The following is a 17,368-nucleotide window of genomic DNA, read 5'->3' on the forward strand; positions in this document are numbered from 1 at the left end:
CGCTGGATGTCTTCGCCTGCTCTCGGTGTGGAAGCCGCAGGAGGGTGCTGGAATACCTGACGGCCCCCGGTGGGGGGCGCGCCATTCTGGAGCACCTGGCATTGCCCTCGCGGCTTGCGAAGCTGGCCCCGGCACAGGGTCCACCCCAGAGCGCGTGGTGTTGAGCCCAAGCACCCACAGTGACCTGGAAGCCCACGCCCCTGCGGCCTGCCGCCTGGATGGGGCGCTTGGGCCGGCATGTGCCCCGAGGGGCGGCACAGCCTCTGCTCCGGCACGGCGCACAGCCCGCGTGTCACCCTCCAGCGGCCCTTCTTGGCCCCTCTTCACCAGCCCGCCGCCCTCAACAGGGCTCCTATCCGTCCTATACTTTCGTGGAGGTCGCACCGCGCTGCTGACCGGTGTGCGCCGGGGAGCTGGCGCCCGCAGGCTGTGCGTCGCATTACCAGGGGTGGGCCTGGCCCGGAAGGCCACGTTCCCACTCCTCCTGCGAGTACCACTGCACCGCGCCCAGTTCACCTGCGCCCTTCAGCCACTCCGCGATGATCTCGGACACCGGGATATTTCCTGCATGTTGGAGGAGCCACCGGCCTGGTACGTCGCCGATGGGGTTGGCCGTCACTTCGTGGAACCCATTCTCGGTCCAGGAGAACGAAAAGGAGGCGCTGGAGGCGCTCCTCTTGATGTGAGTGGTTCGATAGTTGGGTTGTTGGCCCGTCAGCCAAAGACGGAAGCGCTCAAGCACAGCCGCTGACTCCCAAGCGCGAGTATCGAGACGCTGTGCTTCGACGGAGACGTGGTTCCGCAAGACAGGGCGGATCCCTGCGGGCAGAGGCGCATCGCACTGGTCGCCTTCCCCCGCTTCAGTGAGTCGGCGCAGGATGACGGGGTGGGTCCCCCGGTACCGAACGCATCCGAACTCCTGGCAGCGAACGACCATGAGCGCGCGGTCGACCTCTTCGGGGGTGGTGGGCTGTCTCTGGACGTAGCAGTCGCCGCCAAGTCGTTCGGTCGCGAACGTCTCTGGCGCAATGTGTGTGGGAACGCCGCATGCGGTGCAGCACTGGTCCACGACATAGAAGTCGCCAGGCACGTTCATGGGATGGGGCTCGTGCTGCTTCGACATGCGGTTCTCCTTGAGCGCGAGCCTACCTGGGCGCCGGGCTCAGGCGCTGTGCGATTCACGGAGAGACAAGGCTCTCGTTCCTTCACGATTCGTCTACACTCGCCGCGAATCCATCCTTTCACGGAGATGTCACGATGTTCAGCGCCTTCTCGCGCACCCTGCGAACGTTCACTGCAACCACCGCGCTCCTGGCCCTCACTGGCTGCGGTGAAGATACGCAGGACCCGCTTCCGGGTCCTCCCGAGGAACTCGCCTGCGATTCACAGACCTATGCGGAGGCCGTCCGCAACGCGGCCGAACCCGCGGTGGCGGACATCTCCACGGAGCTGTGGGCCATCAGCCCGTCGAATCCGCGGCTCATCTGGAACGAGTCCCGGACGGCCGTGCGCATGGCCATCTGGACCACGTTCGCTGGCTACACGCTGGGCGAGAACACGCTCTCCCGTGAGGTCTGGGTCACACCCGCGCCTCAGCTCCAGACGTTCTGCAAGACGGTACCCGAAGAGAAGCTCGTGGGTCGCCTCAACCAGTACCTGGGATTGCCCCCGGCCACGGAGAACGACAACGCTCGCTACGTCGTCGAGCTGTGGGTCCGGCCCGAGAACCTGTTCCGGCCCTGCCCGGACGCGGAGATTGACGACGCCTCGTGCGGTCTTCAGTTCCCTGCCTCCGCCACCTCCGAGCACAGGAATTGGATCAACGCCTACTACGCCTCCAGCTATGGGTTCTGGCAGAGCACGCACTACCCCTGGACCGGGTTGGGCTACACGTATGATTGGTGCAACGCCGACACGCGTGTGGGTGCCAGTGAGTACGTGGTTCGCGCTGACTCCATCGTCGAAGTGACGGGCAAGTTCGAGCGCGCCATCTACTGCGCGCCGTAGCGAACCGCACCGGACCCCGGGCACGCGGGCCACCTCGTCAGTGAGGGCCCGCGTGTCTGGTCGCGGAAACGGGGCCCGACTGGTCTCTTTCTCCGCGCCATGAATCAGGCCCTCAACTGGCCAGGTCCTGGGACTCGACTGGTGGACGCTTGGGCTCGCCGAAGGCCATCAGCCGGCGGTGGAGCGGCGCGAGCAGCCCGAGGAAGCTCACCAGCACGCCGGTGATCTGCAGGAGCCGCTCGATGGAGACCACTTCTGCCAGGGAGCCGAAGAGCGGCATGGATAGCGGGATCAGCGCGGTGGAGAGCATGGTCATCACGCTGAAGACTCGGCCCAGGTAAGCCGGCTCCACGCGCTCCTGGAGCATCACCGTGGCGGGCGTGTTGTAGAGCGGCAGTGCCACGCCGAAGATCCCCATGGCCGCCAGGTACACCCCCAAGTGGGGCACCACGCCGAGGGCCACGGTGCACGCGCCCATGATGAGGTTGGACACGACCATTGTCCGCATGCGGCTGTCGAAACCGCCCCACGCCGCGAGCGCTGCGCCCCCCACCATCATGCCCACCGAGAAGACCATCTCGATGGCCGTCAGCCGCCACACCTCGTCCCCGAAGCTTCGCGCCGTCTGCAAGGGCGTGAGGAATGTGGCCGGGGTGATGAGGACCATGATGAATCCCAGGTAGCCGAAGAACGGCACCAGGTGCGTGTGGCCGCGGATGTATTGGAATCCGTCGCGGATCTCCGTCAGCTGCGAGGCTCCCTCCTGCGCTGGTTCGCGGGGGCGTGGTGCCACCCGGACGAAGAGCTCCCTCAAGCGGGGGCGGAGCCGGGGCTGGAGGAGGAGAGCCCGACCCAGGCTGCGACGTTGGAGTCGACGATGGAGCGCACGCCGCGATGGGATTGGGCGGGACTGGTGCGCCGGACGTTCGCGCTGGATGTCTTCGCCTGCTCTCGGTGTGGAGGCCGCAGGAGGGTGCTGGCATACCTGACGGCCCCCGGTGGGGGGCGCGCCATTCTGGAGCACCTGGCATTGCCCTCGCGGCCTGCGAAGCTGGCCCCGGCACAGGGTCCACCCCAGAGCGCGTGGTGTTGAGCCCAAGCACCCACAGTGACCTGGAAGCCCACGCCCCTGCGGCCTGCCGCCTGGATGGGGCGCTTGGGCCGGCATGTGCCCCGAGGGGCGACACAGCCTCTGCTCCGGCACGGCGCACAGCCCGCGTGTCACCCTCCAGCGGACCTTCTTGGCCCCTCTTCACCAGCCCGCCGCCCTCAACAGGGCTCCTATCCGTCCTATACTTCGCGGTCGGCGATGGCGCCGATGCGGCCGAACTCCTCGGCCTGGAAGAAGCGGCCCTTGCTCGTGGGCAGCAGGAGCACGGGCTCGCCTGAGTGGCCGAAGACGAGCAGCTCCATGTCGCGGTGCAGCCGTTCGCTGTACCAGCGGTGGTATTCGCGGTTCATGGCGTGCAACTTAACCGCAACGCGGCAACGGCTGCGACCGGGGTGCAATGGCCTTTCGGCAGACAGCCGGGAGTGAACACCCGGGTGGCTGTCTGGCTTTACCGATTCGACGGTTACCCGCCCGGCGGTTCGTTGCAGTTCATACGGTCTCCGCGCCGCGCCAGGTGATGTGTCCACTGTTCTTCGAGTTGGAGGGTGCATCCCAGCCGCACGCCCGCGTCGAGCAGGGCGGAGAGGTCTTCGTCCGTGCCGAGCCGGGAGAGCGCTTCGATGGCCGCCTCGACCTCGGGGGAGAAGACAGCTGGGAGGCAGGGGCAGCAAGGGCAGCCGTGGCTGTCGCCCTTGGGGGAGGGCGCGCTGGCGAGCACCTGGAGGAACAGCGCCCGGCTGGCGTTTCCGTCCAGCAGGCCGAGCCAGCGGAGGGCCTCGGCGCGCAGGAAAGGGGTGGGCGCGTCCAAGGTCAGTTGCTGGAGCGGCGTCAGCCATTCGCGCTGGCCTTGCTGGACCAGTCCCGCGGCGGCGGGGATGCGGACCTCGGGATGAGGCTCGTGGGCCAGGGAGAGGAGCCGGTCGACCCACGCCGGGCCAGACTCCCCGAGCGCGAGCAGACCTTCGATGGCCAGGCCCCGAATCCTCGCGTCCGGGTTTCGCAGCGCGGACAGGAGCAGCGGGCGGTCTTCGGGCGTGGGTGTGTTGAGCGCGGCATGCTGGACGACGGTGCCAATGAGTGGCGCGTTGCCGGGATATCTCTCAGCGGCCCGCGCCCAGCGGACGGCTGCGGGGCGGTCATGGTCCGACAGGTGTTCCAGCAGGTGGCTCCGAACCTGCGAGGCCACATCGGCGTCACACAGGAGTGGGTACAACACGCGGCGCCGGGCCACGTCCCATTGAAACAGCAGGTCATTGGCCCAGTGGAAGGCAGGGTGGTGCTTCACGAGGTTGTAGGGCACCTTGCATGCGACGCTCTCCGCGCGCACGACGCGTTCGAGCCGATGCAGCAGTCTCTCTTCGCCCCAGTGCGCAATCAGGTCTGGCAGGGGGAGCAGCAAGGCTTCCGCGGCACGGTGGTGGAGCGCCGGATGGGTGCGCGTGATTCGAGCCAGTTCGTCGCGAGAGACGCCCCAGTCCACTCGAATCAAGTCTCTTTCCAGTTCCTCCGCGCTCATGTCCTGACACCACTCGGTGAGCAAGCGCCAGGCTTCGGGCCGCTCCTTCCACGTGAGGGCGATGCAGAGGTTGAGCTGTTCGTAGGGGTCCACCTCCTCGCGAATGGCGTGACGGTCGGAGTGGTACCAGCGTTCGAACAGCCATTCCGCGAGCGCGTACGGCTGAGCAACGACGCCTTGCTCGGGGAAGGGGAAGCGAAAGGGATGAAAGGGATGGCGGTCGAGCCGGGCCTTACTCGCGCGTTGCGCCTGTGTGCGTTCCGGGGACTGCGGGGCGCTGTGGCCGCGCCGCTGCGCGATGAGCAGTCTGCCGCGGGGGCGGGGAGGCAGCTGGAGGAGCGCCGCCTCCAGGTCTGGACTGAACGTCGCCAGCCTCGCGAAGGAGATGAGGTCGACCAGGGTGAAGCCTGGACCCATGCGTTCGCGATGGTCCTCATCGAGTTGGATGAACTCCCGTGGGGAGAGTTGGAGTCCGTGCCTCGCGCCCGCGCGTAGTGCGAGGTCCTGGACGTTGAAGTCCTCGTTCGGGTCGAACAGGAGGGCGCGGAAGAGGGGGAGTTGCTCGACGCCGCCGAAGCTGCCGAGCATCCAGACGATTCGGCGCCGGGTGTCGAAGTGCTCGGGCGGCGTTGCCTTCAGGAGGGAAATCAACTGCGCGCAGATGTTCTCGCGCGAGGACCACACCAGACTGGGAGACGAGGGCAATTCAGACGCCGAGTTGGGTCCGGCTGGCGACACCGGCTGCGAACACGCAGGAAGTTCAGGAGAGCCTAGCGACGGTTCTGCCCACGCGCAATCCCGCGGCCTGCGGGGGGTGACGCGCGCGGACGGTTCGACGCCGTGAGTCAGTCTGCCCGCACTCTCCACGCTCGGACATACCACCCGGGAGGGAGAGCGCATCTGGAGCGTTCGTAGGACAAGGCGCCTTGTGCCTGTCACTCGACGGCACCCAGAATCCAACCACACGCGTCTGTTCGAGAGAGCGGGCTCGTGCGCGGTGGGGGGAGTGCGATGACCAAGGATCCGGATCGTCCTGGGGCGCCATCACGGCCACGCGTGGTCACGAATGAGCCATTGGCTCACGTGACGGAAGACTGTCGACCTCACCTGTTGCGCGAGCACCTGGAAGCCGTAGGGCAATGGGCCGCTCGACTGGCGCCTCGTGAGGACTTGCGCGCGCCTGCCCTGGCCACGGGACGGTGGCATGACCTGGGCAAGTACACCCGGGACTTCCAGATACGCATCCGCAAGGAAAACGGCTTCGAGGCGCACCTGGAGAAGGAAGGGGCGCTGGAGCGGGACCACTCGACGGCGGGAGCGCTCTGGGCGTTGAGCCGGGATCGTCGGCTGCTCCCGCTGGCGCTGGCGATCACCGGGCATCACGCGGGCCTGCCCGACTTGCCGAAGTTCAAGGAGCGGGTGGGGCGCGATGAGAAGCAGGCGCTGCTCGCGGACGCGCGGGCCCGCTGCGACAGCCCTTCTCTTCTGGATGAATCGCTGGGCTTCTCTCCGGAGACGCTCGTGAAACGTATAGGCGGGATAGAGGCCCTGTTGAGGGTGAGGGCTGGAGCGGAGGGGCCGAGGAGGGCCGCTGACGGGGCCTCCCGAGCGATGCTCCCGGCCGGAGGACAGACCGATTGAACCCCCTTGGGGTCCACGCCTGCCCAGGCCTCGCTCCCATCAGGTGCGTGGCAGGGGCCGCCGGCCTAAGACGGCCGAGCCCAGCACCTCCGGGGGCAGGCGGAGGATCGTCTCGACCGACAAGCGCAGGCGACGGGATATCCGCAAGCGATTGTATGGCTTAGACTCGCCGCATGGGACTCTTGACCTTCAGCATCAACGTCACCCTGGACGGCTGCGTCGACCACCAGGAGGGAATCGCCGACGACGAGACACACGCCTTCTTCACCCGCCTCATGGACGAGGGCGGGGCGATGCTGTGGGGCCGCGTCACCTACGAGATGATGGAGAGCTACTGGCCGGCGGTCGCCCGCGGCGACGCGGAGGCGCCGCCGGCGATGCGCGAGTGGGCGGTCAAGCTGGAGGCCAAGCCGAAGTACGTGGTGTCGTCGATGCGAAAGGACTTCCCGTGGACCAACAGCCACCACATCGCCGGCGACCTGCGCACGGGCGTGCAGAAGCTCAAGGACGCGACCCCGGCTGGCGTGCTCCTCGGTAGCGGCACGCTCGCGACCGAGCTGGACCGGCTGGATCTGATCGACGAGTACAAGTTCCTCGTCCACCCCAGGATCGCCGGCCACGGCCCGACCCTGTACCAGAGTGGGCTGCCCAGCACGCGGCGGCTCGAACTGGTCTCGGCGAAGCCGCTCCGCAGCGGCGTGGTCGCCATGCACTACCGAACGTATAGGCGGGATAGAGGCGCTGTTGAGGGTGAGGGCTGGAGCGGAGGGGCCGAGGAGGGCCGCTGACGGGGCCTCCCGAGCGATGCTCCCGGCCGGTGGACAGACCGATTGAACTCCCTTGGGGTCCACTCCTGCCCAGGCCGCGCTCCCATCAGGTGCGTGGCAGGGGCCGCCGGCCTGGTTGCAGCGCGTCCTCAGGCCCTTGCGCGGGCAGGGCCCCTCTTTTCTCCAGCAGGCGCAGCACCCGGTGACGCACCACCCTCAGCAGCCGCTCCACATCAACTTGCGTGGGCGGCGGCAACGCCTCGAAGCGCACGCGCCCTCCCCCGGCACGAAGACGCCTTCCGGCACCAGCGCATGGTAGTGAGGCGTTACTTGCGAGGCCGAGCCGAAAAATTGGAGAAAAGAGACGGCCCCGGTCTGTCCACCGCGCACGCCCTGCCGCCGTGCCCTGCGACGTTGCAGGGCAAACACCGCTCGCAGGAAAAGGGTGAGGACGTCCGAGAGCAGCCCCTTCTCCTTCAGCAGTACCCATCGCATCCGATGCGGAAAGGACAGCGTCCACTGCCGGCAGGGCACGCGCGGCAGCACCTGCTCCACCAGATGCACCGCCGTTACCTGCGCCCGCTTCGCGTTGCAGGAGGGGCACACCCCTCGCCCCTTGCACGAGAAGGCGACGAGCAGTTCGTCCTTACAACTCTCGCAGCGCACCCGCGCGAAGCCGTGCCCCAGCACGCCGCACTCCAGGTACCTGGCGAAGTCCCGCTCCACGTACCGGGGCAGGCCGCGCCCCACGTCGCTCGCCTCCGCCAGCAGCGTGGCAAGGTTCTCCCTCACCGCCTCGTACAGCACCGTCCCCTCCGGCTGCCTCCGCCGGTACGCCCACCCCCGCTCCTCCACCTGCCCCTCCCCATCCCCCACCTCGCCAGGGCACTCACTACCGTCAGCCTCCCACGGGCTTCTCGTGAGCCCTGCGAGACTGGGGAACTCGGGCCGCTCGCGTCCGTGAGCGGGTTGCCCCTGTGGGGCCGCATGTGCCCCCAGTGTGCCCCTCATGCGGGGATGAGAACGGGACAAGACGGGGGAAGACGGGATAGGGCGGTACAACGAACCGACGTGAGATCAAGGCGATAGTGGGTAACAGCGCGTCCTGCCTGGGGTTTCCTATCGCCTTGCCCGTGGGTTCGATTCCCGCCGCCTCCACTGTGAAGCCCAGCCATCCCACCCTGCGGTGTCTCTGTCCGGTTCGGTCTGGAGCCGGGGCGTCGGCTGGTCGATTTGCACCGGTTCACCGCTCTGGAGTCTCCATGCGGATGGCCAGCGCGCGACAGCCCGCGCCGGCCTCCAGGCCATCGGGCGGAGCCCACGCTCCGACCGAGTGATAGAGTCGGCCCTCGCGCCTCTCCAGGTAGAGAATCATGTTGAGCGGCCAGCCGCTGCCCTGGAAGAGGTGGCGGTCCATGGGCGTGGGCTCCTGGCTGACGCGCAGGCCGCGCTCGTGGAGCGGGCCGATGCGGTGCCAGTCCGGGTGCAGGTGGATGGAGCCGAGCACGTCCAGTCCCTGGACCGCGGCCTCGGTGGTGATGCGCAGCAACTCCCGCGGCTCGCACCAGAAGCCACGACGCCCGTTGGCGTAGCAGGCGCCGAAGCGGGGGATGATGGTGGTGTCGAACTCCTGGAGCACGCGCTCATCCGTCTCGCGGATGTTGGTGGCGAAGCGAACACGCTCCACGCGCATGGCGTCGCCGGCGACGCGCCCCAGCAGCACGGCCCAGCTCCGGGGCGGAAGCTCAGGGGTGCACGTGGTGTACTCGCGGATGGCGTCCACCAGGAAGTCCGACAGCACCGCCGAATCCAGCAGGACGGCCTCCGTCCTCATTCCTCCAGCTCCGCCGTGGGAGTGCGGAGGCGGCCCGCCGCCCGGTCCTCACGAAGCTGGGTGACGAGGTGGCGGGCCATGCGCTCCTCGTAGGCGGCGGTGGACTCGGGCGTCCAGGAGTAGAAGCCCTGGCCCACCTTCTGGCCCAACTCGCCCCGCTCCACCTTCTGCGCGAGCACGGGCGGCACGGGGCGGCCGGTGCCGCGGAGGAGGGCCGTCATGAAGTCCAGCCCCACCAGGTCCAGTCGGTCGAAGACACCCGAAGCGCCCAGGCGCCGTCCGACGCCCTGGGTGAGCACGCGGTCCACCATCTCCGGCGTGGCCACGCCCTCGTGCACCAGCCGGATGGCCTCGCCAATGAGGGCCTGCTGCAGGCGCGGGCCCACCGAGCCCGGCACGTCCCTGGAGAACACCACCGGCGACTTGCCCAGCTCCTCGAGGAACCGCCGCACCGTCTCCACCGCGTCGGGGGACGTCTTCTCGCCGGGGATGACGTCCACCAGCGGGATGAGGTGCGCGGGCAGGTAGTAGTGGGCGGAGAGGACGCGCTCGGGCCGCGTGCAGTCCTGGGCGATGGCCGTCACGCTCAGCGCGGTGGTGTTGGTGGCGAGGAGGGTGTCGGGGGCCGCGAGCCGGTCCAGCTCGCGGAAGAGCTGCTGCTTGAGGGCGAGGTCCTCGGGGATGGACTCGATGACCAGGTCCTGCTCCACGGCGGCCTCGGCGAGCACTGTGGTGCGGCGAATGCGTCCGAGCGCGGCGGGGGCCTGCTGTGGGGCGAGCAGGCCTGTCTCCACCAGCAGCGCCGCGTCTCGCTCCAGCTTCGCGCGCGCCCGCTCGCTGCTGTCGGCGCGCGTGTTGTAGAGCACCACCTGCCTGCCGGCGATGGCGAGCTCGAGCGCGATACCGCACCCCATGGCGCCCCCGCCCACCATGCCAATCCTCTTCAGCCGCTTGTGTGTCATGGGACGCAGCCTTGCCAGCCCGCGCGACAGAGACAACCCCTTGATGTGTTGCTGTAATTGTTCATGGTGCGTGTGTGATTGATGCACTGGGCCATGCTGCGGGCCCGAGGGCTCGTCGACCTGGCCACCTGCTCCCAGCGGGGTCCTCCCCGTGGCGGCGGCGCCCGTCATCACTGCGTGCGCGTCCTCGATGCACGGACGGGAGCGCTTCAGCACGAGTTCCCTCACCCGTCCCCGGCCTTCTCCGTGGCCCTGGGGACGAGGCGCTCGTCATGCTTGCCAACGAAATGCCCGCGCGCATCTTCGACCTGTCCACGGGCGCGCTGCTCGCACAGGTGCAGGGGGCGCGGCGGAATGACGAGCGCGCCGAGAAACGCCTCAATAGGTTGCTCGTCCCATGAACAGATGACCCGCGGGCGCGACAGCAGATTCTTCAGCTCGTCGACGCACTGGGCTTCGATGCCATCGACGCGGGCCCCTTGTCGGGGTCCTGGCGGCAGCAACAGGGCACGGCGGTGTACTGCACCGACCTCGACGCCGAGAATCCCCCAAAGGCCCTGGCCGCTGCCGACGCGACGAAGGTGGCCGAGGTCCGTCAGCAGAACGACCTGAGCGTCAAGGCCATGTTCAGCCGCTGAGGCGCCCGCGTTCAACGCGACCCGCGGACGGGCTCGTAGGCCACGCGTCGCCCCTGGAAGTGAGGCGGCTCAGGCGCGCGTGGCTTCGGCGATGCAGCGGGCGGCTTCGGCCGCGTCGCATCCGTTGAGCCCGGCGCCCCACGCGGCGTTGGCTTCCAGGAGCGCCCAGCCCCGGCCCTCCACCCAGGCCGCGTCCAGCACGCACGTGCGAGGCAGCATGGGCGCCCCCGCCGTGGTGGCGAGGAGCGCCCGTGCCTCTGATCCCAACGTCACGACTTCCGAGGACAGCACGGGCGTCTCCGGCGAGAGGCCCCGGCACTCCGCCGTGAGCGGCTCCGGTCCGCTCTACACTGCTCTCCGCGCGTGTGTCCCAGGTGGTGCGGGCCTACAACGCCTGACCCAGGGCGCGCGTCACGGCGCGAACTGTTCGACCGAAGGCGCGTGCGAAATGCGGATGGCTGGGATGTCCAAGACATCATCCTGCTTCACGCGGGTCCCCACGGTGACCTGGTAGGGCGGTTCATCCATCACGGGGGCACGCCCGTAGACGACGAAGTACTTGTCGTTGGCATAGGCCACGTTGCCGGACACGAGCTGGCGAGCCGCCGCGCCCCGGGAGATGGCGAAGCCGTGGCGGTCACGGACGTCCCCGTTCAGCTTCACCCGGGCGCCACGGACGCGGCCGGTGTCGGCCGTCAGCGCGCTCCAGGTGACGAGCACCTGGTGGCCCTCGGAGGCGACCTTGGGCGTGATGTCGTTCGTGTTCGAGGTGGCGATGGGGATGCCGCTGGGGTCCAGGACGTTCGCCGTCCCGTCCTTCACTCGGGCGCCGTAGATGTCGGCGGTGCCATTGCGTGCGTCGCTCCATGCGACGAAGAAGCCCTGCTTCGTCGCCGTCACCGCCGAGAAGTTCTGATTGCCCGGCGCAGCGGAGATGACGAAGCCGTCCGGGTCGAGCACCGCGCCCGTGCGCCGGATTCTCGCGGCGAAGATGTCCTGGCCGCCGAAACGAGAGTCCGTCCATGTCGCCAGGTACCGGTCATGGGACCAGGCCACCGCGACGCCATAGGAGTTGATGGCAGACAGCTGGTTGGAGATGAAGACCTCCTGGACGTCGAAGCCCGGCTTCGCCGTGTTCAGGGTGATGCCGCGGACCGCGCCAGTGGCGGTTCCGCCGAAGCCAATCCACGCCACCAGGCACTTGCGGTCGTGGCAGGCGATGCCCGGGGAGCCCGCGGGCTGGTGGTCGGTGGGTGTGAAGAGCGTGACCGGCGGGCCGTCCAGTGTCCCGTTCCGGTTGACACGCGTCAGGAAGATGGAGCTGTCTCCGGTCCAGACGACGAGGAACTGCCGGCCATCGAACGCGGTCGCATGGAAGTAGGCGTCGGGTCGAAGCCCGGGGTTGAGGGGGATGGCATCCGGGTCCAGCAACCGGCCATTCTTCGAGACGCGCGCGGCGTAGAAGCGGCCGGGGCGGCCGTCGGACCAGGCCACGAAGAACTGGTTTCCGTCCTCGGCCACCTGGGCATCCGTCGAGAAGGTCGGTGTCGACCAGTTCGGGTAGGGCCCCTGGTTCCCCGGACCATGAAGCCCGGCCTCGACGTCCTCTTGCGAAGAAGCGTTGTCCTCGAACAGCTCCGCTTCACCGCCGCACGCCAGGGTGAGTAGCCCCCCGAGGAGCAACGCGCCCCAGCCACGAGTTTGCTTTGACAGTCCACGCATGAATTGCCCCCTTGCAACATCAGTCCGGCGGCAGGGTCCACGGCGGGGGCGGGTGGTCGCAACGCGGTATCCATGCTGAAGCTGGCGAATGGACAGACGCTGGACGCATCCACGCGTGCTTCGTCGCACCTTGAACGAACGCCTGAAACCGTGGCCCATGGCATGGCGGCCGGAGAAGAGCGCGGGTGAGGGGACAGGTTGCTCGAAGGCCGGTGTTGCTCTGGAGCCAACCGCGTTCAAGGAGGCGGACCTGATTTTCCGGGTGGTGTCGCGCAGGGATGGGAAGAAGCCGATTGTTCTGACGACCAATCTCCCGTTTTCGGAATGGACGACCATCTTCCCCAGCGCCGAGTGCGCCATCGCCCACATCGACCGCGTCATTCACCACGCGAGCATCATCAGCATCGAGGGTGACAGCTACCGCCGGCGCGTAGCCGATGCGTCTCGCGCCGAGCGCAAGGCCAAGAAGGGCTGGATTCCTCCGCTACCGGCCGGTCCTGCTCTCCCGCTGCGTTTTCTCGGACCCGACGGTAGTTACGCGGCTATCGCATCGACGTCTACGACTCCACTGCGTGTTCCGGGGCATGTCGAGCACCTGCGGTGAGGAGGGGCGCGACAGGCGCCATGACGGCGCCGGGCAGCAGCAGGCCACTGCGCCTCCGATTCGGAGGAGATGGCGGCACAGAGGCTGTCCATGCGGGAGTTGAGAGAGCTGTTCCGGTTGAGGTTCGAAGCGAAGCTGACGACGCGGTCGATTGCGGCGAGCCTGGGCATCGGCAATGGCACGGTGTGCGACTCCCTGGGGCGGGCGGCCGCTGCCACTGGAACTGGACGATGACGTGGCGCTGGCGGCGCTGCTGTTCCCCGAGGACGCGAAGGTGCTGGCGGAGCGTCCGGAGCAGGACTGGGCGCGCGTGCATGCGGAACTGAAGAAGAAGGGCGTCACCCAACTGCTGCTGTGGCAGGCGTACCTGGAGGCGGTGCCGGGCGGCTACCAGTTCAGCCGCTTCTGCTTTGGCTCGGTGTTACGGACAGCCCACCCTCATTCAGAGGAGTGAACGGCCACTCGTACGGGTAAGCGGAGCACAGGGAACGAGGCGCTTGCTCAGCGCACGAAGAGTGGCCCAATGGAGGGGCAGGAGGGCGAGGAGCGCGCAGTCCGCCACAGGGCTTGGCTGCGTCGAGGGCTTTGGAGGGTGAACGAGGTCTTCTGCGCTGGATTCGCTGGCCCCCGGGAAGTCTGCGCCGACTTTCGTCGGGCTTGCAGAATGGTCTCAGTAGTTTGGGCGCTCGAAAGGCCGCGAGCCAATATTCCGGGTGGCGCGTCCTGAACTGAGTGTCAAGACTTGGCCTGATGGGGAGCCCCGGTTTGAATCTTGACGGGCTCTCAGGGGGAACCATGACCCTGGCAATACCTACAACTGCAAGCAAGAGCCATTTCGAGAATACCGCGTACCAAAACCCTCATGATGAGTGTGACCTCATCATGAAAGGAGGTGTCACCAGCGGTGTCGTCTATCCACCGGCAATCCTGGAGTTGGCGCGGCAGTATCGCTTCCGTTCGCTGGGAGGGACTTCTGCCGGCGCTATCGCTGCTGCCGCAGCTGCCGCCGCCGAGTATGGCCGAGAGAAGAATTCACGCCCAGACGTAGGGTTCGCCGGTTTGCGCAGCATGATGGAGCAGCTTCAGCAAGCAGGATTCCTCCTCCATCTTTTCCAGCCGGCCCCTCAAGCGCGCAAGTTGTTCGATGCCGTTGTCGCGACAATCACCGCTTTCAATGAGCCTGGGGAGAAGCGACAGATACTTCAATGGATGGAGTTGGTGCGAAAGGTTCTTCAGGGGCCCGACGTGGCAGCGCAGCGAGGCATACTGCCCATTAGAGCAGTTCGTCAGTCCCTTGCATTGATGGCATGGCCCGTTGCGACCATGGCACGTTGGGCCTCACGTCCCGTGAAGACGCTGGCAATGGGATCATCGCTTTGGTCTTTGGCCGGCGTGATGCGGAGGGGACTCGACATCTGGCAGTCACTCAAGGGTGGGGTTGCGTATGTGAGAGCCAAGGACGAAAGCTTCTTCGCCCTTTGTACAGGAATGGATGTCTCGTCCGAGAGCAAGGCCCCGAAGTACCCGGCACTGACTCCCTGGCTGCACGAGCACATCCAGAAGCTCGCGGGACTCGACAGCGATGACGTCCTGACTCTTGGCCGGTTACGGGAAAAGAAAGATGACAAGGGCAAGGCTGTTGGCATCGACTTTCGTATGGTGACAACGAATCTGAGTCAGCGTCAGCCCTATACGTTGCACGGCGAAGACGCGGACGCATCGAGCAGGCGAGTCGTGCACCCGGAAGAACTGGACGCTGGGTATCTCTTTTGTGCCGACGACATGCGTCGCCTCTTCCCCCTTGAGGTGGTGCGATATCTCAAAAATTGGATGGATGTGAGAACGTATCCGCTCAACAAGACTCAAAGTGAGCGAACCAAGGCCGCTTTCGAAAACTTCGACTTGGAGAAGGCGCGGGACAAAGGCTTCTATCCGTTCCCTGCAGGTAACGCGCTGCCCGTCGTGGTTGCCACGAGGATGAGTCTCAGTTTCCCTTTGCTCCTCAGTGCGGTACGTCTCTACACCATCAGGCATAGTGTTTTTCAGATGCGAGAGACGTTGAGCAAAGGGAAAAGGCCCTATGTGCTGCGGGTGAAGGATGCTGGTGCTGAGAAGAGCGACCTGCTGGAGAACTGGTTTAGTGATGGAGGGATTTCGAGTAATTTCCCCATTCACATGTTTGATGACTGGTTGCCTCAACGTCCGACGTTTGGGATTAATCTGGCGGACTCGCAGATGCCCACGAACATCACTGGGCCCAGGGAGGCGTCCATTCATCGGGGGAGTGATGATGTCTTTCTGGCACAGCCCCGATGTGTCCTCACGCCTCATGTCTACCCGCTTACGTGGTTGCGTGAGTTTCTAGGGGCAATCTTCGATACCGCACAGAATTATCGTGACAATACGCAAGCCCGCCTGCCTAGTTACAGAGAGCGGGTGGCTCACGTCCGCCTGGCGGATGGGGAGGGGGGACTCAATCTGAACATGGGGGTGGGCACCATCCAGACCATTGCCGAGAAGGGTGGTCGTGCCGCGGAAAGATTGCGGCGTGAGTTTGGATTCGATGAACACCGCTGGGTGCGCCTGCTCGTGTTGCTCGGACGATTGGAGGAGGAATTCTTCCGTCTGCGAGAACGATACGAGAATGAGTCAAAGAATGGGAACTGGCGTCAGGAGTTGCTGCGCCAGTACGCGGCGCTCTTGGCAATGTCTCAGGAAAACGGGCGAGGGTGGTACCGTGTCCCGCAGGAAGCGCGGTGGCCACGATGGCGCAAAGAGGCGATACAGCGCATCGAGGCCCTGACCGTGCTCATCGATAAATGGACCTCCGGAAATACAACCGGAATTCCGTACGCACGAAATGAGCGGAAGCGGTATTTCTTCGCGTACGATGAGCCCATGCCCGAGAGCATCCTGCGTGTGACGCCCGAGCACTGATTGACATCGACCTTGGCTGCGGCGAGGCCTCACGTTGCAGTCAACGCACGGGCGTCCCACGGTTGTGATCTGGCCCCCGTTCTTTGGGCCACGAGTTACGAGAGTCCTGCGGTGCTGCTGATGCCGTGCTCGGGGGATGATGCGGCGGGGCCGGCATGGGCACCTCGTGGATTGAATGTCAAAGTGGGGGCTCTGACCTCATGCGCTGCCCGGTTCCACCATTGGCTTCGCCATCGCCCGGCATTTCAGAGGCTTGCCCTCATGGTCCCATCCATCACAATCCAGGCCCTGGAGGACTTCCCTTCGCAGCTCGAAGCGCACTACGCCGCCATCCCGGAGGACTTCAGGCATTGGGCCCCCCCTTCGTGGGACGGCGTGCCCAGTGCGCCTTTGACCGCCATCGAGCAGGTCTGGCACGTGCGGGACATCGAGATTCTGGGCTACCACGTTCGCCTGCGTCGCACGCGGGACGAATGGAATCCAACGCTGGCGTCGCCGGATACCGATACCCTGGCCAGGGAGCGCGCCTACGGCAGCCGGCCCGCGGACCTCGCGCTGGCGGAGTTCCGGGAGGCCTGTGCGCAGACGGTGGCGCTCATCGCGAGCCTGTCGCCCGAGCAGCTCCATCGCACCGCTGTGTTCGAGGGCGACGGTCCACTGTCGCTGCAAAGCCTGGTGCACAATCTGTGCAGCCGCGATCAGCAGCACCTTGCGCACCTGGGTGCGGTAGCTCCCGCACCCCGCGCTCAGACGGGCCACACCTCAAGACGGCAATTGGTCCCTCACCAACTCGCGGACGCTGCGGAGCTTGTCCGGGTTGCGGGTGACGTAGATGGCAACGACGCGGCCATCTTCGATGCCCAGGGCGGTCGTCTGGAGCGTGCCGTCCTTCTCCAGGGTGACGAAGGCGGGCAGTCCGTCGATGAATCCCTCGTGCACCAGTTGCGAGTAGTTCACGCCCCTGATGCGCAGCAATCCCTCGAAGAGGCGCAGCGTCTTCTCCTGCCCGTAGATGGGGTTGAGGGCCGCCTTCACCTTGCCGCCACCGTCGGAGTACACGACGACGTCCTGGGCCAGGAGCGCCTGGAGCGCGCCCATGTCCCCGCTTCGTGACGCGGCGTAGAAGGCCGAGGCCAGCTCATGGCCCTTCGCCTCCGACACGGGGAAGCGGGGCCGAGCCTCGCGCACGTGAGCCCTCGCGCGGCTGGCGAGCTGGCGGCAGGCGGCCGGGTCCCGGTCGATGGCCTTCGCCACCTCCTCGAAGTCCATGCCGAACACGTCGTGCAGGAGGAAGGCGGCTCGCTCCAGAGGGGACAGTCGCTCCAGGGCCATCATCAGGGTCAGCGTCAAGTCATCACTCTCCACCGCATCGACGATGGGCTCCGGAAGCCAGGTGCCCACGTATTCCTCGCGGCGTACGCGGGCGGACTTCAGGACATCCAGACACAACCGCGTCACCGTGCGGACAAGCACGGCCTCGGCGTCGCGCACGGCGGTGCGGTCGGTCTGGTGCCAGCGCAAGTACGCCTCCTGCACCACGTCTTCTGCCTCCGCGACGATGCCCAGCATCCGGTAGGCGATGCGGAGCAAGCGGGGGCGCAGTGGGTCGAAGGCGTCAGCGGGATTCAC

At 66.6% G+C, this 17,368-nt stretch carries 18 protein-coding genes and 1 pseudogene; 9 read left to right on the forward strand and 10 right to left on the reverse strand.

Annotated features, from left to right (window positions below; translation table 11 throughout):
- Positions 1 to 439 precede the first annotated feature (439 nt).
- Positions 440 to 1,123 carry a ferredoxin gene (locus BHS09_RS10460; RefSeq protein ID WP_140789352.1) on the reverse strand — a complete coding sequence of 228 codons (684 nt, stop codon included), beginning with the start codon at positions 1,121 to 1,123 and terminating at the stop codon, positions 440 to 442.
- Between the two features lie 134 nt (positions 1,124 to 1,257).
- Here BHS09_RS10460 and BHS09_RS10465 point away from each other — a divergent pair, with 134 nt between their 5' ends.
- A complete protein-coding gene (locus tag BHS09_RS10465) occupies positions 1,258 to 2,007 on the forward strand; it encodes a hypothetical protein (RefSeq protein ID WP_140789353.1) in 750 nt (249 codons plus the stop codon).
- 112 nt (positions 2,008 to 2,119) lie between these two features.
- Here BHS09_RS10465 and BHS09_RS10470 read toward each other — a convergent pair whose 3' ends face one another.
- The 3 genes from BHS09_RS10470 to BHS09_RS10485 form a co-directional block, all read right to left on the reverse strand.
- Positions 2,120 to 2,800: an MFS transporter gene (locus BHS09_RS10470; RefSeq protein ID WP_237078193.1), complete on the reverse strand. Its 681-nt coding sequence runs from the start codon at positions 2,798 to 2,800 to the stop codon at positions 2,120 to 2,122.
- 497 nt (positions 2,801 to 3,297) lie between these two features.
- Positions 3,298 to 3,468: a hypothetical protein gene (locus BHS09_RS10480; RefSeq protein WP_237078194.1), complete on the reverse strand. Its 171-nt coding sequence runs from the start codon at positions 3,466 to 3,468 to the stop codon at positions 3,298 to 3,300.
- Between the two features lie 113 nt (positions 3,469 to 3,581).
- Positions 3,582 to 5,339, reverse strand: coding sequence for a HEAT repeat domain-containing protein (locus BHS09_RS10485; RefSeq protein ID WP_161604876.1), 1,758 nt, complete (start codon positions 5,337 to 5,339; stop codon positions 3,582 to 3,584).
- A 378-nt stretch (positions 5,340 to 5,717) separates the two neighbouring features.
- Here BHS09_RS10485 and BHS09_RS10490 point away from each other — a divergent pair, with 378 nt between their 5' ends.
- Entirely contained in the window at positions 5,718 to 6,275 is a 558-nt protein-coding gene (locus tag BHS09_RS10490; protein ID WP_237078195.1) for a CRISPR-associated endonuclease Cas3'', read from the forward strand.
- Between the two features lie 173 nt (positions 6,276 to 6,448).
- Positions 6,449 to 7,063 carry a dihydrofolate reductase family protein gene (locus BHS09_RS10495; RefSeq protein WP_140797792.1) on the forward strand — a complete coding sequence of 205 codons (615 nt, stop codon included), beginning with the start codon at positions 6,449 to 6,451 and terminating at the stop codon, positions 7,061 to 7,063.
- Positions 7,064 to 7,258: 195 nt separating this feature from the next.
- On the opposite strand, the gene BHS09_RS39005 is transcribed toward BHS09_RS10495, so the two are convergent.
- From BHS09_RS39005 to BHS09_RS10515, 3 genes are all read right to left on the reverse strand, one after another.
- Positions 7,259 to 7,897 carry a transposase zinc-binding domain-containing protein gene (locus tag BHS09_RS39005; protein WP_201799753.1) on the reverse strand — a complete coding sequence of 213 codons (639 nt, stop codon included), beginning with the start codon at positions 7,895 to 7,897 and terminating at the stop codon, positions 7,259 to 7,261.
- Positions 7,898 to 8,285: 388 nt separating this feature from the next.
- Positions 8,286 to 8,876, reverse strand: a complete 591-nt coding sequence (locus BHS09_RS10510; RefSeq protein ID WP_140797793.1) for an MPN domain-containing protein — start codon at positions 8,874 to 8,876, stop codon at positions 8,286 to 8,288.
- On the reverse strand, positions 8,873 to 9,838 hold the full coding sequence (locus BHS09_RS10515; RefSeq protein WP_140789361.1) for a 3-hydroxyacyl-CoA dehydrogenase family protein: 966 nt from the start codon (positions 9,836 to 9,838) through the stop codon (positions 8,873 to 8,875). The genes BHS09_RS10510 and BHS09_RS10515 overlap by 4 nt, the downstream gene beginning before the upstream one ends.
- A 272-nt stretch (positions 9,839 to 10,110) precedes the next feature.
- On the opposite strand from BHS09_RS10515, the gene BHS09_RS39895 reads away from it, so the two are divergent.
- Both BHS09_RS39895 and BHS09_RS39290 read left to right on the forward strand, forming a co-directional pair.
- A complete protein-coding gene (locus BHS09_RS39895) occupies positions 10,111 to 10,239 on the forward strand; it encodes a hypothetical protein (protein ID WP_257792138.1) in 129 nt (42 codons plus the stop codon).
- Positions 10,240 to 10,317: 78 nt separating this feature from the next.
- Positions 10,318 to 10,476, forward strand: coding sequence for a hypothetical protein (locus BHS09_RS39290; RefSeq protein WP_237078196.1), 159 nt, complete (start codon positions 10,318 to 10,320; stop codon positions 10,474 to 10,476).
- 69 nt (positions 10,477 to 10,545) lie between these two features.
- On the opposite strand, the gene BHS09_RS10525 is transcribed toward BHS09_RS39290, so the two are convergent.
- Both BHS09_RS10525 and BHS09_RS10530 read right to left on the reverse strand, forming a co-directional pair.
- Entirely contained in the window at positions 10,546 to 10,767 is a 222-nt protein-coding gene (locus BHS09_RS10525; protein WP_237078197.1) for an ATP-grasp domain-containing protein, read from the reverse strand.
- Positions 10,768 to 10,887: 120 nt separating this feature from the next.
- Positions 10,888 to 12,198, reverse strand: coding sequence for a hypothetical protein (locus BHS09_RS10530; protein ID WP_237080286.1), 1,311 nt, complete (start codon positions 12,196 to 12,198; stop codon positions 10,888 to 10,890).
- A gap of 115 nt (positions 12,199 to 12,313) precedes the next feature.
- Between BHS09_RS10530 and BHS09_RS10535 the strand changes: the two genes are divergently transcribed.
- The 4 genes and pseudogenes from BHS09_RS10535 to BHS09_RS10550 form a co-directional block, all read left to right on the forward strand.
- Complete coding sequence (locus BHS09_RS10535; protein WP_237078199.1) at positions 12,314 to 12,802, forward strand: ATP-binding protein; 489 nt, start codon at positions 12,314 to 12,316, stop codon at positions 12,800 to 12,802.
- Positions 12,803 to 12,977: 175 nt separating this feature from the next.
- Positions 12,978 to 13,256 carry a hypothetical protein gene (locus tag BHS09_RS10540; protein ID WP_140789362.1) on the forward strand — a complete coding sequence of 93 codons (279 nt, stop codon included), beginning with the start codon at positions 12,978 to 12,980 and terminating at the stop codon, positions 13,254 to 13,256.
- Between the two features lie 428 nt (positions 13,257 to 13,684).
- Positions 13,685 to 15,739, forward strand: a complete 2,055-nt coding sequence (locus BHS09_RS10545; RefSeq protein WP_201800554.1) for a patatin-like phospholipase family protein — start codon at positions 13,685 to 13,687, stop codon at positions 15,737 to 15,739.
- Between the two features lie 261 nt (positions 15,740 to 16,000).
- Positions 16,001 to 16,444, forward strand: a pseudogene (locus tag BHS09_RS10550) (DinB family protein); the annotation flags it as partial.
- Between the two features lie 57 nt (positions 16,445 to 16,501).
- On the opposite strand, the gene BHS09_RS10555 reads toward BHS09_RS10550, so the two are convergent.
- Positions 16,502 to 17,368: a sigma-70 family RNA polymerase sigma factor gene (locus BHS09_RS10555; protein ID WP_140789364.1), complete on the reverse strand. Its 867-nt coding sequence runs from the start codon at positions 17,366 to 17,368 to the stop codon at positions 16,502 to 16,504.

The sequence above is a fragment of the Myxococcus xanthus genome (genome assembly GCF_006402735.1).
GTDB classification, from domain to species: Bacteria; Myxococcota; Myxococcia; order Myxococcales; family Myxococcaceae; genus Myxococcus; species Myxococcus xanthus_A.

What these genes read in the sequence shown, in the direction of transcription:
- BHS09_RS10480 (WP_237078194.1), bottom strand. Translation starts at nt 3,468, where the DNA reads ATGAACCGCGAATACCACCGCTGGTACAGCGAACGGCTGCACCGCGAC.
- BHS09_RS10510 (WP_140797793.1), bottom strand. Translation starts at nt 8,876, where the DNA reads ATGAGGACGGAGGCCGTCCTGCTGGATTCGGCGGTGCTGTCGGACTTC.
- BHS09_RS39895 (WP_257792138.1), top strand. Translation starts at nt 10,111, where the DNA reads ATGCTTGCCAACGAAATGCCCGCGCGCATCTTCGACCTGTCCACGGGC.
- BHS09_RS10530 (WP_237080286.1), bottom strand. Translation starts at nt 12,198, where the DNA reads ATGCGTGGACTGTCAAAGCAAACTCGTGGCTGGGGCGCGTTGCTCCTC.
- BHS09_RS10465 (WP_140789353.1), top strand. Translation starts at nt 1,258, where the DNA reads ATGTTCAGCGCCTTCTCGCGCACCCTGCGAACGTTCACTGCAACCACC.
- BHS09_RS10545 (WP_201800554.1), top strand. Translation starts at nt 13,685, where the DNA reads ATGAAAGGAGGTGTCACCAGCGGTGTCGTCTATCCACCGGCAATCCTG.
- BHS09_RS10495 (WP_140797792.1), top strand. Translation starts at nt 6,449, where the DNA reads ATGGGACTCTTGACCTTCAGCATCAACGTCACCCTGGACGGCTGCGTC.
- BHS09_RS10460 (WP_140789352.1), bottom strand. Translation starts at nt 1,123, where the DNA reads ATGTCGAAGCAGCACGAGCCCCATCCCATGAACGTGCCTGGCGACTTC.
- BHS09_RS10515 (WP_140789361.1), bottom strand. Translation starts at nt 9,838, where the DNA reads ATGACACACAAGCGGCTGAAGAGGATTGGCATGGTGGGCGGGGGCGCC.
- BHS09_RS10540 (WP_140789362.1), top strand. Translation starts at nt 12,978, where the DNA reads ATGGCACGGTGTGCGACTCCCTGGGGCGGGCGGCCGCTGCCACTGGAA.